The 14,441-nt window shown below is 62.8% G+C and carries 13 protein-coding genes; 11 read left to right on the forward strand and 2 right to left on the reverse strand.

Annotation, left to right across the window (positions count from 1 at the left end):
- Positions 1 to 18: 18 nt before the first annotated feature.
- The 5 genes from ribH to FIU28_RS12985 all read left to right on the forward strand — a co-directional run bounded on the left by ribH (position 19) and on the right by FIU28_RS12985 (position 5,264).
- The gene (ribH, locus tag FIU28_RS12965) at positions 19 to 510 is read left to right on the forward strand and encodes a 6,7-dimethyl-8-ribityllumazine synthase (RefSeq protein WP_143573494.1); all 492 of its coding nucleotides are present in this window, start codon (positions 19 to 21) and stop codon (positions 508 to 510) included.
- Positions 511 to 513: 3 nt separating this feature from the next.
- On the forward strand, positions 514 to 1,026 hold the full coding sequence (gene nusB, locus FIU28_RS12970) for a transcription antitermination factor NusB (RefSeq protein WP_143573495.1): 513 nt from the start codon (positions 514 to 516) through the stop codon (positions 1,024 to 1,026).
- Between the two features lie 149 nt (positions 1,027 to 1,175).
- Complete coding sequence (gene thiL, locus FIU28_RS12975; protein WP_143573497.1) at positions 1,176 to 2,156, forward strand: thiamine-phosphate kinase; 981 nt, start codon at positions 1,176 to 1,178, stop codon at positions 2,154 to 2,156.
- Positions 2,157 to 2,387: 231 nt separating this feature from the next.
- Positions 2,388 to 4,508, forward strand: coding sequence for a sodium-translocating pyrophosphatase (locus FIU28_RS12980; protein ID WP_143573498.1), 2,121 nt, complete (start codon positions 2,388 to 2,390; stop codon positions 4,506 to 4,508).
- A gap of 402 nt (positions 4,509 to 4,910) precedes the next feature.
- Complete coding sequence (locus FIU28_RS12985) at positions 4,911 to 5,264, forward strand: ArsC family reductase (RefSeq protein ID WP_143573500.1); 354 nt, start codon at positions 4,911 to 4,913, stop codon at positions 5,262 to 5,264.
- 17 nt (positions 5,265 to 5,281) lie between these two features.
- Here the strand turns inward: FIU28_RS12985 and FIU28_RS12990 are convergent, their stop codons facing one another.
- Positions 5,282 to 5,884, reverse strand: a complete 603-nt coding sequence (locus FIU28_RS12990) for a hypothetical protein (RefSeq protein ID WP_143573502.1) — start codon at positions 5,882 to 5,884, stop codon at positions 5,282 to 5,284.
- 351 nt (positions 5,885 to 6,235) lie between these two features.
- Here FIU28_RS12990 and FIU28_RS12995 point away from each other — a divergent pair, with 351 nt between their 5' ends.
- The 6 genes from FIU28_RS12995 to FIU28_RS13020 all read left to right on the forward strand — a co-directional run bounded on the left by FIU28_RS12995 (position 6,236) and on the right by FIU28_RS13020 (position 12,228).
- Complete coding sequence (locus tag FIU28_RS12995) at positions 6,236 to 6,991, forward strand: ABC transporter ATP-binding protein (RefSeq protein WP_143573503.1); 756 nt, start codon at positions 6,236 to 6,238, stop codon at positions 6,989 to 6,991.
- A gap of 7 nt (positions 6,992 to 6,998) precedes the next feature.
- The gene (locus FIU28_RS13000; RefSeq protein WP_441351657.1) at positions 6,999 to 7,730 is read left to right on the forward strand and encodes an ABC transporter ATP-binding protein; all 732 of its coding nucleotides are present in this window, start codon (positions 6,999 to 7,001) and stop codon (positions 7,728 to 7,730) included.
- A gap of 60 nt (positions 7,731 to 7,790) precedes the next feature.
- Positions 7,791 to 9,014, forward strand: a complete 1,224-nt coding sequence (locus FIU28_RS13005; RefSeq protein ID WP_143573507.1) for an ABC transporter substrate-binding protein — start codon at positions 7,791 to 7,793, stop codon at positions 9,012 to 9,014.
- An 81-nt stretch (positions 9,015 to 9,095) separates the two neighbouring features.
- Positions 9,096 to 10,316 carry an ABC transporter substrate-binding protein gene (locus FIU28_RS13010; protein ID WP_143573509.1) on the forward strand — a complete coding sequence of 407 codons (1,221 nt, stop codon included), beginning with the start codon at positions 9,096 to 9,098 and terminating at the stop codon, positions 10,314 to 10,316.
- Between the two features lie 66 nt (positions 10,317 to 10,382).
- Entirely contained in the window at positions 10,383 to 11,258 is an 876-nt protein-coding gene (locus FIU28_RS13015; protein WP_143573510.1) for a branched-chain amino acid ABC transporter permease, read from the forward strand.
- Position 11,259: 1 nt separating this feature from the next.
- Positions 11,260 to 12,228 (forward strand): branched-chain amino acid ABC transporter permease, encoded by a 969-nt coding sequence (locus FIU28_RS13020; protein WP_143573512.1) that lies wholly within the window; start codon positions 11,260 to 11,262, stop codon positions 12,226 to 12,228.
- Positions 12,229 to 12,297: 69 nt separating this feature from the next.
- Here the strand turns inward: FIU28_RS13020 and FIU28_RS13025 are convergent, their stop codons facing one another.
- Entirely contained in the window at positions 12,298 to 14,208 is a 1,911-nt protein-coding gene (locus FIU28_RS13025; protein WP_246660958.1) for a methyl-accepting chemotaxis protein, read from the reverse strand.
- Between the last annotated feature and the right edge of the window lie 233 nt (positions 14,209 to 14,441).

The following is a 14,441-nucleotide window of genomic DNA, read 5'->3' on the forward strand; positions in this document are numbered from 1 at the left end:
AATTCGAGACGGAATACGATGGCAGACGCGCGACGCGCCCCCTTGCACGACCAGACCGACATTTCCGGCGCGCGCGTGCTGATTGTCGAGGCACGCTTCTACGACGATATCCAGGATGCGCTGCTGGCCGGGGCGGTGCGCGAGCTTGAAGCCGCCAGCGTGCACCACACCGTCCTCACCGTTCCCGGTGCGCTGGAGATCCCGGCCGCGATCGCCATCGCGCTGGATGCCGCCGAGAAGAACGACGAGCCCTATGACGCGGCGATCGCGCTAGGCTGCGTGGTGCGCGGCGAGACCATCCATTTCGAGATCGTCTCGATGGAATCGTCGCGCGGCTTGATGGATCTGGCGGTCAACAGGCGCTTGCCGCTCGGCAATGGCATCATCACCGTCAATAATGACGAGCAGGCCTGGGCGCGCGCCCGCGCCGACGAGCTGAACAAGGGCGGCGACGCCGCGCGGGCCGCGCTGGCGATGCTGCGCATCAAACGCCGTCTGGCGACGAGCTGAGCGATGGCAGAGATCAAGAAGGCCGCATCCAAGAAACCCGCCGCCAAGCCGGCCGAGAAGAAGGCCAACAAGCGCGGCGCGGCTCGTCTCGCTGCCGTGCAGGCGCTGTACCAGATGGATATCGGCGGCGCGGGGATCAACGACATTTTCGCCGAGTTCGAGAGCCACTGGCTCGGCAACGAGGTCGAGGGCGACCAGTATCTGCCGGCCGAGGAAGCGTTCTTCCGCGACGTCGTAGCGGGCGTGCTGCGCGACCAGAACAAGCTCGATCCCCTGATCGACGACGCGCTGTCGAAGGGCTGGCCGCTGGCCCGCATCGAGGCGATTTTGCGCGCGGTGATGCGGGCAGGGTGCTACGAGCTGGAGCACCGCAAGGACATTCCGGCGCGCGTCATCATCTCCGAATATGTCGACGTCGCGCACGCCTTCGTCGAGGGCGACGAGACCGGCATGGTCAACGCCGTGCTCGACCAGATCGCCCGGCAGTTTCGCGCCGACGAGTTTACGAAGGGCTAGCCGTCATTGCGAGGAGCCCTTGCGACGAAGCAATTCAGTCTTCGCTTATGGCCCTCTGGATTGCCGCGTCGCTTCGTCAAAGGGAAAGCTGCCAGCTTTCCCTGACCTCGCAATGACGGAGTGAACCATGTCAGACGGTGCATAACACCATGGCCTCCGGCGAAGACTCCCTCATCTCCCGCTACTTCAAGCCGCTCGCCACCGATCCCGGCGCGTTCGGGCTGACCGACGATGCCGCGGTGCTGCAGGCGGATGGCTTCGACATCGTCGTCAACACCGACGCCATCGTCGAGGGCGTGCACTTTCTCTCCGATGACCCTGCCGACACGATCGCGCGAAAAGCATTGCGGGTAAATCTGTCCGACCTGGCCGCCAAGGGCGCGATGCCGGCCGGCTTCGTGCTGACGCTGGCGCTGCGCGACACCGACCATGCCTGGCTTTCGGAATTCGCCCGCGGCCTGGCTGAGGACGCCGCGGCGTTCGGCTGTGCGCTGCTCGGCGGCGACACGGTCTCGACGCCGGGGCCGCTGATGATCTCGATCACTGCCTTCGGCCGCGTGCCGGCCGGGAAAATGGTGCGCCGCGCGGGTGCTGCTGCCGGCGATCATGTGGTCGTTTCCGGCACGATCGGTGACGCCGCGCTCGGCCTCGCCGCGCTACGCGGTGGAGCGGTGACGCAGGCGCTGGCCGGTGACACCCCGGCGCGCGACGCGCTGGTGTCGCGCTATCGCGTGCCGCAGCCGCGCTCTGCGCTGGCCAAGGCCGTGCGCGACCATGCCAGCGCATCGATGGACGTGTCCGACGGTCTTGCCGGCGACCTTGCCAAACTGCTGGCGACATCCGGCGTGGCGGCGACCGTCGAAGCGTCGGCGATTCCGCTGTCGCAGCCGGCGGCGCGACTGCACCGTCAGGGCATCGTTGATCTGGAGACACTGATGTCCGGTGGCGACGACTACGAAATCCTCTGCACCATTCCGCCGGGCGGACTGTCGTCGTTCGTGGAAGCGGCACAGCGCGCTGGCATTGCCGTTACCACCATCGGGACCGTGTCGGCGGGAGCAGGGGCGCGCTTCGTCGATGCGCAGGGCGCCGAACTCATCCTGTCGCGACTGTCCTACAGTCATTTTTGACAAGCCATCGCGACACCTGACGGCGGCCTTGTCCTGAATCAATCGATTTGGGCCCCGCGTCAGCTAGCCTGCAATCACCGGGAAAAAAGCGGCAGTGTTAGCCATTGGCAGCGTTGCGTGGCGGGGGCGATTTTGCCATGCTTGGCGCACGAGAGGCCGTCCTCACGTGCGGGCAGGCCTCCTTTTATGCGCTCTCAACCGGGCGCGGGGCAGGAAGGACTGAGGCATTCCATGACAGCATTGTGGGTGATTGTGCTCTGCGGGGCACTATCGATCGTGTACGCGATCTGGGCGACGGCATCGGTGATGAAGGCGGATGCCGGAAACGCGCGGATGCAGGAAATTGCAGCGGCGGTGCGCGAAGGCGCGCAGGCCTATCTGAAGCGGCAATACATGACCATCGCCATCGTCGGCGTTGTTATCTTCGCACTGCTGTACTACTTCCTCGGCGCGCTGGTCGCGATCGGCTTCGTGATCGGGTCGGTGCTGTCGGGCGCCGCCGGCTTCATCGGCATGAACGTCTCGGTGCGCGCCAATGTCCGCACCGCGCAGGCCGCGACCGTGTCGCTGGCCGGCGGGCTTGAGCTGGCCTTCAAGGCCGGCGCGATTACCGGCATGCTGGTGGCGGGTCTGGCGCTGCTCGGCGTCACCATCTACTTCGCCTATCTCACCCATGTGCTCGGCCACGCCGCCAACAGCCGCGTCGTCGTCGACGCGCTGGTGGCGCTCGGCTTCGGCGCCTCGCTGATCTCGATCTTTGCGCGGCTGGGCGGCGGCATCTTCACCAAGGGCGCCGACGTCGGCGGCGATCTCGTCGGCAAGGTCGAGGCCGGCATTCCCGAAGACGACCCGCGCAATCCCGCCACCATCGCGGACAATGTCGGCGACAATGTCGGCGACTGCGCCGGCATGGCGGCCGACCTGTTCGAGACCTATGCGGTGACCGCGGTCGCCACCATGGTGCTGGCAGCGATCTTCTTTGCCAACTCGCCGTTGCTGGTCAACATGATGACGCTGCCGCTGGCGATCGGCGGCATCTGTATCCTGACCTCGATTGCCGGCACCTTCTTCGTCAAGCTCGGGCCAAGTCAGTCGATCATGGGTGCGCTCTACAAAGGCCTGATCGCTACCGGCGTGTTGTCGCTGTTCGGCGTTGCCGGCGTGATCTACTGGCTGGTCGGCTTCGGCCCGCTCGCCGGCGTCAAGTACACCGGTCTGGCGCTGTTCGAATGCGGCGTCGCCGGCCTCGTGGTGACGGCTTTGATCATCGTGATCACCGAATACTACACCGGCACCCAATATCGCCCGGTGAAGTCGATCGCGGCCTCATCCGTCACCGGCCACGGCACCAATGTGATCCAGGGCCTCGCCATTTCGATGGAATCCACCGCGGGTCCCGCGCTGGTGATCATCGCCGGCATCCTGGTGACGTACAGCCTGGCTGGCCTGTTCGGCATCGCGATCGCCACTACGACGATGCTGGCGCTGGCCGGCATGATCGTGGCGCTCGACGCTTTCGGCCCCGTCACCGACAATGCCGGCGGCATTGCGGAAATGGCCGGATTGCCCAAGGAAGTGCGCAAGGCGACCGACGCGCTCGACGCGGTCGGCAACACCACCAAGGCGGTCACCAAGGGCTACGCCATCGGCTCCGCCGGTCTGGGTGCACTGGTGCTGTTCGCGGCGTATAATGAGGATCTCAAATTCTTCATCGCCAATGCCGCGAAGTATCCGTACTTCCAGGGCGTGCTGCCGGACTTCTCGCTGAATAACCCTTACGTCGTGGTCGGTCTGCTGTTCGGCGGGTTGTTGCCCTACCTGTTCGGCGCGATGGGCATGACGGCGGTCGGCCGCGCGGCATCGGCGATTGTCGAGGAAGTGCGCCGGCAGTTTCGTGAGAAGCCGGGCATCATGCAGGGCACCGACAAGCCCGACTACAAGAAGGCCGTCGATCTGCTGACCAAGGCCGCGATCAAGGAGATGATCATCCCGTCGCTGCTGCCGGTGCTGTCGCCGGTCGTGGTCTACTTCCTGATCTACGCGATTGCCGGCGGCGGCGCGGCCGGCAAGTCGGCGGCGTTCTCGGCGGTCGGCGCGATGCTGCTCGGCGTGATCGTCACCGGCCTGTTCGTGGCGATCTCGATGACCTCGGGCGGCGGCGCCTGGGACAATGCCAAGAAATACATCGAGGACGGCCATTTCGGCGGCAAGGGCTCCGAGGCCCACAAGGCCGCGGTGACCGGCGACACCGTCGGCGATCCCTACAAGGACACGGCGGGCCCCGCGGTAAATCCGATGATCAAGATCACCAACATCGTGGCGCTGCTGCTGCTGGCGATCCTGGCACACTGAGCGACGTAACGGCGCCGTCTCTTCACCTCTCCCCGTTGGGGAGAGGTCGGCCCGGCAGAGCGAAGCGATGCCGGGGCGGGTGAGGGGGCTGGGCTCTCAGTCTACTAAAGTTCCTAACCCCTCACCCGAATGTCGTCACTTCGTGCCGACATTCGGCCTCTCCCTATGGGAGAGGTGACCGAGCGTCTCAAGCGTATGGAGCTTGAGGCAGCTTGCAAACTCAGCCCGCGAAATTCGCCGCGATGCGCTGCTGCAGATTGTCGTGCGCCGAGATCGGCTCATAGACCTTGGCCAGCCCATAGGATGGGCAGAGCGCTGTAATGTGGATCAGCGGGATATCGGTCTTGCGCTGCCGACCGGTGCGTCCGATGGATGATCCGACAGGAACAAGGCGGGTAGGGCATGGCCAAAACGATGACGATCTACGGCATCAAGAATTGCGACACGATGAAGAGGGCGCGCGCCTGGCTCGACGACCACAGCGTGGCGTATGGATTTCACGACTACAAGTCCGCGGGCATCGATCGCGCCACGCTGGCCGGCTGGGCCGGGCTGGTCGGTTGGGAAACGCTGCTGAACCGCGCCGGCACCACCTTCCGCAAGCTCGACGAAGCCGACAGGCAGGACCTCACCGAGGCCCGCGCGATCGCGTTGATGCTGGCGCAGCCGTCGATGATCAAGCGCCCGGTGCTCGATCTCGGCGGACGGCTGCTGGTCGGCTTCAAGCCCGAGATCTATGAAAAGGAACTGAAGTAGGGCGAAGGCCGATCCGCTCAGACGATCTCCACCACGTCGCCGGCAGCGATGTAGTTCGGCGTCCGGTGAAACAGCTTGCTGTCGATGACCACGCAGACGCTGGGGACCGGCAGGCTGAGATGGCCGCGCATCAGATCCCTGATCTCGAAGCCGCCATCCTCGCTGATTGTTTTCAGCGACGCGATGATGTGGCTGACGCCGGCGCCATTGGAGAACGGCATCAGCACGCGTTCATAGGCGACGGCGCGGCCGTGAACATCGTCGACCATCGAGATCGTGTAGATCGGCAGGGCGCAACGGACGCATTCTGCATAGACCGGCAGCACGATCGGTCCGAGGATCGGACCGAGATATTCGTCGAGATATCGGCCGCGGCCGGTGCTGCCATAGGCATTGGACATCCGGGTGCCGTTGCTCTCGATCACGAACCGCACCGGATGCCGGATGTCATCAACCCGATAGTACACCAGATCGGGCAGTTCCTCGTCGAGCCGGGTCGGCTGAAAATCGGCGATATCGGGTAAAAGATGCTGCCGCGCATAGAGCCGCAGCCAGCAATTCAGCAGATCACGCTGCCGGATCGACTTGACCACGGATGGGTCGGCGCTCTGGAAATCCACGGTTGCAATCCGCTTTTGTTGATTAGTTCAGATAGTTTGGGCGGCAGGCTCCAATAATGTATTACGCTACCGAAAGTTGTCTGGATACAATTAATAGAGGCTTTCGCGTCGGCGCGATCCGCCGCTTGCTGATACGAGGCGGGACGACGGCGCCATTCGACTAAGGACCAAGTTCGCTGCGGCGAACGGACCGGGGAATGGGGTGCATTGCACCTTGCGTTCATCGCAGGCTTGACGGCATATTCCGCCAGAGGTAGCGGGCTGGGAACAAAGCGGACCTGGACCCGACCGCTCGAAATAAAATGGCCACCGTGACGACACGCGCGGGAAGGCCCTTGGAGGAAATTCTGCTTGGCCGATGAGTTCATTCTTGAAACCCACGGATTGACGAAGGAATTCGCGGGCTTTTTTGCTGTCCGCGACGTCAATCTCAAGGTCAAACGGGGCACCATTCACGCATTGATCGGTCCCAACGGGGCCGGCAAGACGACGTGCTTCAATCTTCTCACCAAGTTCCTGAAGCCGTCGGCGGGCCAGATTCTGTACAACGGCCGCGATATCACCGCGCTGGCGCCGGCCGACGTGGCGCGCCAGGGGCTGGTGCGGTCGTTCCAGATCTCGGCGGTGTTTCCGCATTTGACGGCGCTCGAGAACGTTCGTGTTGCACTGCAGCGTCAGCATGGCGCGTCGTTCGACTTCTGGCGTTCCAAAAACGTGCTCGACCAATACAACCGTCGCGCGGAGGAGTTGCTCGAGGACGTCGGCCTCAGCGAGTTCATCCAGACGCCGGCGGTGGAAATGCCCTACGGCCGCAAGCGCGCGCTGGAGATCGCGACTACGCTGGCGCTCGATCCCGAAATGATGTTGCTCGATGAGCCGATGGCCGGCATGGGCCATGAGGACATCGACAAGATCGCCGCCCTGATCAAGCGAATCTCGGCGAAATATACCATTCTGATGGTCGAACATAATTTGAGCGTGGTCTCGAACCTGTCCGACATCATCACCGTTCTGACGCGCGGCAAGGTGCTGGCCGAAGGCAGCTATGCCGACCTCACCAAGGACGAGCGCGTCAAGGAAGCCTATCTGGGAGCCGGGCATGGTTGATCTGACAATGGCCGATCCGGTGAAGCCCGCGGCGAATGCCGCGACCGTGCTCACGGTGGAAAACCTGCAGGCGTGGTACGGCGAGTCGCATATTCTGCATGGCATCAACTTCAACGTGAAGGCCGGCGAGGTGGTGACGCTGCTCGGCCGCAACGGCGCGGGCAAGACCACCACGCTGAAGTCGATCATGGGCATCATCGGCAAGCGCACCGGCAGTGTGAACTTCGAAGGTCAGGAGATCATCAAGGCGCAGTCTGACAAGATCGCCAGGCTCGGCGTGGCATTTTGCCCGGAAGAGCGTGGCATCTTCGCCAGTCTCGACGTGCGCGAAAACCTGATGCTGCCGCCGACCATCCGGCCGGGCGGGCTCTCGCTCGACCAGATCTTCGAACTGTTTCCGAACCTCAAGGAACGGCTGGATAGCCAAGGGACAAAACTGTCCGGCGGCGAGCAGCAGATGCTGGCGATCGGCCGCATTTTGCGGACCGGCGCGCGCTTCCTGATGCTTGACGAGCCGACCGAAGGTCTCGCGCCGGTCATCATCCAGCAGATCGGTCACACCATCCAGCGGCTGAAATCGGAAGGCTTCACGATCCTGCTGGTCGAACAGAATTTCCGCTGGGCCTCGACGGTCGCGGATCGCTTCTACGTCGTCGAGCACGGCAAGATCATCGACGGCTTCGCCAATTCAGAGCTGTCGGCGAATATGGATAAGCTTCACACCTATCTCGGCGTCTGACCGGGTCGAAGGAAGCAGTCCAGCACCACAACCATCAAAAAACAGGGTAGGGAGGCTATAATGAAAAAAACAATATCGGCTTTGATGCTCGGCACCATTGTTGGACTCGGTGCGGCAACCGCCGCGCTGGCGCAGGACAAGAACATCAAGATCGGCGTTCTGAACGATCAGTCCGGCCTCTATGCTGACATCACCGGACCGGGTTCGGTGATCGCTGCGCAGATGGCCGCGGACGATTCCGGCATGACTGCGAAAGGCTGGAAGATAGAGGTCGTCTCCGGCGATCATCAGAACAAGCCGGACATTGGCGTCAACATCGCGCGGCAGTGGTTCGACCGCGACAAGGTCGACGTCATCGTGGACGTGCCGACATCGTCGGTCGGTCTTGCCGTCAACAACGTCGTCAAGGAAAAGAATGGCGTCTATCTGAATTCCGGGAGCGGCACGTCCGATCTCAGCAACGCGCAGTGCTCGCCGAACACCGTCCATTGGGCTTATGATACTTACATGCTGGCAAACGGGACGGGCTCGGCGCTGACGAAGAATGGCGGCGACACCTGGTTCTTTCTGACCGCCGACTATGCCTTCGGCACGGCACTCGAACGCGACACGACGAACGCCGTCAACGCGCTTGGCGGCAAGGTCGTCGGAAGCGTTCGTCCGCCGCTCAACTCGGCCGACTTTTCCTCGTTCCTGTTGCAGGCGCAATCGTCGAAAGCCAAGGTGATCGGCCTTGCCAACGCCGGCGGCGACACCATCAACGCGATCAAGCAGGCCTCGGAATTCGGCATCTCGTCGGGCGGCCAGAAGCTCGCCGGCCTGCTTATGTTCATCACCGACGTGCATTCGCTCGGCCTCAAGACGGCGGCCGGCTTGAATTACACGACGTCTTTCTATTGGGATTTGAACGAAAATACGCGGGGCTTCTCCAAACGTTTCCAGGAGAAGATGAAGAACAAGGCTATGCCGACAATGGTGCAGGCTGGCGTCTATGGCTCGCTGCTGCATTACTTCAAGGTGCTCGACAAGATGGGCGGCAACTCCCGTGACGGCATCAAGATCGTCGAGGCGATGAAGGCAACCCCGACCGATGACATTCTTTTCGGTAAGGGTTCGATCCAGCCGAACGGCCGCAAGATTCACCCGGCCTATCTCCTCGAAGTGAAGAAACCCGAAGAGTCGAAGGGGCCGTGGGACTACATGAAGGTCGTAGCGACGATTCCGGCAGACCAGGCGTTCACGCCGCTCGAGAAGAGCAGCTGCCCGCTCCTGAAGAAGACCTGACAATTTTTGCGGCCGCAGCCTTGCGCTGCGGCCGCCCGACATTCGTGAATCTTACAAAAAAGACGGCAAGGAAAACAGTAAATGAAGAAGTCCGTTTCGACGCTGATGCTCGGCAGCGCGTTGCTGCTGGGCGCGGTTACCCAGGGCCTCGCTCAGGACAAGGTCGTCAAGATCGGTTCCCTCAGCGACCAGTCGGGGCTGTATTCGGATGTCGGCGGTCCCGGCTCGACGCTGGCCGCGCAGATGGCGGTGGAAGATTCCGGCCTTCTCACCAAGGGCTGGAAGATCGACGTGATCTCGGGCGATCACCAGAACAAGCCGGACATCGGCTCCAACATCGCGCGGCAGTGGTTCGACATCGACAAGGTCGATGTCATCGTCGATGTGCCGAATTCGGGCGTGGCGCTGGCGGTCAACAACATCATCAAGGAAAAGAACGCCGTCTTCCTCAATTCGGGCGCCGGCACCTCCGACCTGACCAACGCGCAGTGCTCGCCGAACACGATCCACTGGACCTACGACACCTTCATGCTCGCCAACGGCACCGGCACGGCGCTGACCAAGGCCGGCGGCAATAGCTGGTTCTTCCTGACCGCCGACTACGCCTTCGGCGCCGCCCTCGAGCGTGACACCACCGCGGCCGTGACGTCCAATGGCGGCAAGATCGCCGGCGGCGTCAAGCACCCGCTGAACACCTCGGACTTCTCCTCCTTCCTGCTGCAAGCCCAGGCTTCCAAGGCCAAGGTGATCGGCCTCGCCAATGCCGGCGGCGACACCTCCAATGCGATCAAGCAGGCGTCGGAATTCGGCATCATCCAGGGCGGCCAGAAGCTCGCGGCGCTCCTGATGTTCATCACCGACGTGCACGCCATCGGCCTGCCGGTGGCGCAGGGCCTGAGCTTCACCGAGACGTTCTACTGGGACATGAACGACCAGACCCGCGCCTTCTCCAAGCGCTTCCAGGACCGCATCCGCAACAAGCAGGTCCCGACCATGTCGCAGGCCGGCGTCTATTCCAGCCTGATCCATTACTTCAAGGCGCTGGAAGCGCTCGGCGGCAATCCGCATGACGGCGTCAAGGTGGTCGCCAAGATGAAGGATATGCCGACCGATGACGCGCTGTTCGGCAAGGGCTCGATCCAGCCGAACGGCCGCAAGATCCACCCGGCCTATCTGTTCGAGGTGAAGAAGCCCGCCGAATCCAAGGGGCCATGGGACTACTACAAGACCGTCGCCACGATCCCGGCGGAAGAAGCCTTCACGCCGCTCGCCAAGAGCACCTGCGCGCTGCTGAAGAAGTAATACGCAACGACCGGCAGTGTTGCGCTGCCGGTCGCCACCATTCTGACGTCAAGAGCTGAGAACCACATGTCGATCAATCTCCAGGCGCTGTCCGCACAATTGCTGGTCGGGCTTATCAACGGCTCGTTCTACGCGCTGCTCAGTCTCGGCCTCGCCGTGATCTTCGGCATGCTCAACATCATCAACTTCGCCCATGGCGCGGTCTACATGATGGGCGCCTTCGCGGCGTATTTCCTGCTGAATTTCGCCGGCATCGGCTACTGGCCGGCTCTGATCCTGGCGCCGTTGGCTGTCGGCATCTTCGGCATGATCCTTGAGCGCACCATGCTGCAATGGATCGCCAGTCTCGACCACCTCTACGGGTTGCTGTTGACCTTCGGTCTGGCGCTGATCATCCAGGGCGTGTTCCAGAACTATTTCGGCTCCTCGGGCCTGCCTTATGCGATCCCCGATGCGCTGAAGGGCGGCATGAATCTCGGATTCATGTTCCTGCCGATCTATCGCGGCTGGGTAGTGGTGTTCTCTCTCGTGGTCTGCATCGCCACCTGGTACCTGATCGAGCGCACCAGGCTCGGCGCCAATCTGCGCGCCGCGACCGAGAACCCGACCCTGGTGCGCGCCTTCGGCATCAACGTTCCCCGAATGATCACGCTGACCTACGGGCTCGGCGTCGGTCTGGCGGCGCTCGCCGGCGTGCTGTCGGCGCCGATCAACCAGGTCCGTCCCCTGATGGGCGCCGACCTGATCATCGTGGTGTTCGCGGTGGTGGTGATCGGCGGCATGGGGTCGATCATGGGCTCGATCATCACCGGCTTCGCGCTGGGGATCGTTGAGGGCCTGACCAAATATTTCTACCCCGAAGCCTCCAACACCGTGGTCTTCGTACTGATGGTGTTGGTGCTCTTGGTGAAACCTTCTGGACTGACGGGACGGGCGGCTTGATATGACGACGATTACTGAAAACGCCATTCCGCAGCCGCGCCGTCGCATCAACGATGCGATGATCGCGTTCGTCCTGATGACCGCGTTGCTGGCGGTGGTGCCGCTGACCGGTGTCTATCCGTTCTTCGTGATGCAGGCCTTGTGCTTTGCGCTTCTGGCCTGCGCCTTCAATTTGCTGATCGGCTACGGCGGGTTGTTGTCGTTCGGCCATGCGATGTTCCTCGGCACCGCCGGCTATTTCACGGCGCACGCGCTCAAAGTCTGGGGGCTGTCGCCGGAACTCGGCATTCTCGTCGGCACCGTCGGCGCCGGCGCGCTGGCGGTCATCACCGGGCTGATTGCGATCCGCCGCCAGGGCATTTACTTCGCCATGATCACGCTGGCGTTGTCGCAGCTGTTGTACTTCGTCTATCTGCAGACGCCGTTCACCCATGGCGAGGACGGCATCCAGGGCATCCCGCAGGGCAAGCTGTTCGGCATCTTCAACCTCGCCAATTCGACCACGCTGTATTACGTGATCCTGGCCGGCTTCCTGCTCGGCTTCCTTTTGATCTACCGCACCATCAACTCGCCGTTCGGCGAGGTGCTGAAGGCGATCCGCGAGAACGAGCCGCGCGCGATTTCGCTGGGCTACAAGACTGACCAGTACAAGCTGATGGCCTTCATCCTGTCCGGCACGCTGGCGGGCTTCGCCGGCTCGCTGAAAGTGTTCGTGGCGCAGAACGCCTCGCTCACCGACGTACACTGGACGATGTCCGGCGAGATCGTGCTGATCACGCTGGTCGGCGGCCTCGGCACCTTGTTCGGCCCGGTGGTCGGCGCCTTCGTCATCATCGCCATGCAGCAATATCTCGCCGGCTTCGGCCAGTGGGTGACGGTGATCCAGGGCGTGATCTTCGTGGTCTGTGTGCTGACTTTCCGCCGCGGGATCATCGGCGAGATCGGGCATTACTTCAAACGCTCGCTGTAATCCGGACGCTTGAACCTTGAGAATGTCGTCCCCGCTTTCGCGGGGACGACTGGTGGCGTGGTCGGGGTGTCACGCCGCCCTCACGGTCGCGAGAAACTTCTCCACCTCGGTCTTGAGCCGGTTGCTCTCGCCGGACAATTGTTGCGCCGACGTCAACACCTGTGCGGATGCCGAACCGGTCTCGCTGGCGCCGCGGCTCATTTCAACGATCTGATGATTGACCTCACCGGATCCCGCGGTGGCGCGTTCCACGTTGCGTGCAATTTCGCTGGTCACGGCCTGCTGTTTGTCGACCGCCACCGAACTGTTGCTGGCGATGTCCGACAGCCGGTCGATGGTGGTGCTGATCAGCTTGATCGCCGCCACCGAAACCTCGGTCGCGGTCTGCATGCCGCCGATCTGCGTCCGGATTTCGCTGGTCGCCGTGGCGGTCTGCGCCGCCAGCATCTTCACCTCCTGGGCGACCACCGCAAAGCCCCGGCCGGTATCGCCCGCGCGGGCGGCCTCGATGGTGGCATTGAGCGCCAGCAGGTTGGTCTGCTGGGCAATCTTGGCGATGAGGTCGACTACCGTCCCGATCTTCACCGCGGCCTGTGACAACGCGATGATCTTTAGGTCGGTGTCCTGGACCTGGCGTACCGCTGCGCCGGCGATCTCGGTGGATTCCGACAACTGGCGGCCCATCTCGCGGACCGACATCGACATCTCGTCGGTCGCGGAGGCCACCGACCGGACGTGGGAGGACGCTTCCGTCGACGCCGTGGTGACGCTGTGGGCGAGCGTTTCGGTCAACTGGGCCGTTGCCGTCAGCGTCACCGCCGTCGCCTCCAGCTCGGTCGAGGCCGTCGACACGGTGTTGATGATTTCGCCAACCGCGTTCTCAAACGCATCGGCAATCCGGCGCATCTCCGCCTTGCGTTGCGCGCTGGCGATGTGGTCGCGCTCGATCCTGGCATCGGCCTCGAGCCGGGCCCGGTCGGCCGCCTTGATCTTGAACGCTTCCACGGCTCTGGCCATCGCGCCGATCTCGTCGGTGCGGCCGAGGCCCGGCAACACCACGTCGAACTCGCCATCGGCGAGCTGCTGCATGGCGCGTGTCATGCGGGAGATCGATTTTGCAATTCGGTGGCCGAAGATCAAGGCCAGCAGGCCGATGACCGGAATGGCGATCCGGATCGTCCACGACAGCAGGTCGCGGCTCTCGTCGGCATGTCGCGTGGCGGCCTCGTAGCGCTCGGTCGCAAACTGGCTGAGTTCCGTCAACGGCGGCCGCGTGCGTTCGAAGACACTGGCGAAATCTTCGGCCTCTTCGTTGAGCGAACCCTGGCTGACGCTGTAGGCCATGAAGCTGCTCTCGTAGCTGCGTATCAGCGTGGCCATCTCGGCGCTCTGGCCGGCCGGCAACGCCAGTGCTTTCAGCGCTGTTTCGAAATCGCTGACGCGCTCGCGCAGCCGGTCAAAATATTTGTCCTCGCCGCGGAGCGCAAAATCCTTCTCGTTGACGCGCATCATCCAGAACAGCATCGCGAGTTGTGGCTGCTGCAATTCGCCCAGGCGTTGCTCGACGTGACGCGCCGCTGCGGCCATCTTGCCTTGCAGGCCGTCTTTCTCGGTGAAGCCGATGATGCGTTGCGCCGCGACGATATTGTGAAAGCGGGTGGCATAGAGATTCATGCCCGATCGCAGCGCCGAGATCTGCTTCGGCGCGTCGGTCTTCAGCGCTTCCAGCAGTTTCTCGGTGGCCGTCAAATGCGCGAGGGCCTGCTTCAGCACCTGATCGTGTCGATCGACCAGCTTTTCGCCGGGCTTGCGCAGGAAGGCCGCGCCGATCTGGCCGGCTTCCGAATAATTGTCGGACAGGCTGGTCACATCTGCGCGCAGCAACACGCTGCTGTCGGCCTGTTGCTGGGCGGCGCTGCCGTAGTGCAGGCCTGCAAGGCAGATCGCGCCGGTCAGCGCGACGCCCGCCAGCGCCAGCATCGCGATCTGCAGTCGCAGACCGATCCGAAGTCGGGAAACAGATAGTCGCTGACGAAAAGATTCGTGATGGCGTAGCCCGAACATGGCAATGGTCCCCTGACACCGACGTCGTGCGCTTCTAGGCGGCCATTTCTGAATCAATGCATAATGGTAACGAGATACGCAAAACTGTATTTTTTCGAATGGGCGAATTTTGTGATGTGCCTGTCACATGGCGACAGAAAGCGGTGGAT

It is taken from the genome of Tardiphaga sp. vice154 (assembly GCF_007018645.1).
GTDB lineage: Bacteria > Pseudomonadota > Alphaproteobacteria > Rhizobiales > Xanthobacteraceae > Tardiphaga.